Source organism: Vicingus serpentipes (assembly GCF_007993035.1).
GTDB classification, from domain to species: Bacteria; Bacteroidota; Bacteroidia; order Flavobacteriales_E; family Vicingaceae; genus Vicingus; species Vicingus serpentipes.
In genome coordinates this window covers 1-1,528 of the sequence record NZ_VOOS01000015.1, presented here as the reverse complement: position 1 = coordinate 1,528, position 1,528 = coordinate 1, and the positions used below count along the sequence as shown (strand labels likewise).

1 protein-coding gene is annotated in these 1,528 nt (G+C 37.8%); it reads left to right on the top strand.

Translation table 11 applies throughout. The annotated features are described in order from the left end of the window. Window positions 1–13 precede the first annotated feature (13 nt). On the top strand, window positions 14–1,528 hold a 1,515-nt coding region (locus tag FRY74_RS12750), incomplete at its 3' end, for a PKD domain-containing protein (protein WP_147102227.1).

Sequence of the window (1,528 nt, the reverse complement as noted above, 5' to 3'; positions counted from 1 at the left end):
ATTATCTACAAGTATGACCCAAGCAAATTGTGGTACAAATGATGGTACTGCAACAGTTGCTGTAGTTTCAGGAGGAAGTGGAGATTTTTCATATTTATGGGACGCAGCAGCTAGTGGTCAAACAACAGCTACAGCGGTTTCTGTTCTAGCCAGTACTTATGGAGTAACTGTTATTGATAATATTACTGGTTGTACAAAAGATACTACAGTAACTGTTACATCTACAACAGGAATAACAGTTACAGCTAATTTTATTCAAGATGCACAGTGTAATGGAGCTACAGATGGAAGTGCTTATCCTACAATAGTTGGGGGTACAGCACCTTTTAGTTTTTCATGGACTGCGACTGGATTTACACAAACAGACTCTATATTAACAGCAGCTGCGGGAAGTTATACCATAACGGTAACTGATGATAATGGGTGTACAGGTAGTGATGTTGTTATTATAGGAGAGCCAACACCAGTTGTTGCTTCAATAGCTTCTAGTACAGATGTTAGTTGCTTTGGTTTAACTGATGGTTCAGCAACAGCTGCTGGAACTGGTGGAACTGGAGGCACATATAGTTACTTATGGGATCCTACTGGACAAACAACTCAAACTGCGACAAATTTGGATAATGGAACTTATACTGTAATTGTTGCAGATTCAAATTCATGTATTGATTCTGTTGATGTTATCATTCAAGATGGATTAATCGTTACTGCAAACTATACAATTGATGATGACCAACAATGTTTTGATGTAAATAGCTTTGGATTTACTAACACAGGTAATACCGGAGGTGTTACTACATTTGAATGGAATTTTGGTGATGGATCAGCAGTTTCACTTCAAGAAAACCCTACTCATAATTATGGGGATACGGGAACTTATACAGTTCAACAAATCGTTTATTCTGGTGTTTGTTCTGATACAATAACACAAACAGTAACAGTCGACCCAATGCCAATACCATTTGTAACAGCAGATAGTGTGTTATGTTTTGGAGGAGCAACAGGAACAATAATTTTAGATAGTATTACTAATAGTATAGGTGGTTATGATTATTTATGGGATGCTGCTACTGGTGGACAAGTAACACCTGCTGCTCTTAACTTATTAGCTGGGACTTATACATTAACTGTAACAGATCAAAATACAGGTTGTTCAGGAGACGTTTCAGCAACAGTATTTGAACCAACAGCAGTAGTTGCATCTATAGTATCAATTACAGATGAAACTTGTTTAGGAGCTAATAATGGTACAGCAACTGTTGGAGGAGCTCAAGGAACGGGAGGTTATACTTATTTGTGGATGCCAGGTGGTCAAACAACAGCTAATGCTACAGGTTTAGCTCCAGGAGATTATACTGCTTATGTTTATGATGATAATTTATGTGTAGATTCAGTTCAAGTAACTATTAATCCAGGTCCAATGATGACATCAACACACACCACAGTAGATGTTTCATGTTTTAATGGAACTAACGGTTCAATAGACGTTACAGTTGGTGGAGCTCCAGGAGCAATAAGTTATGCATGGGCT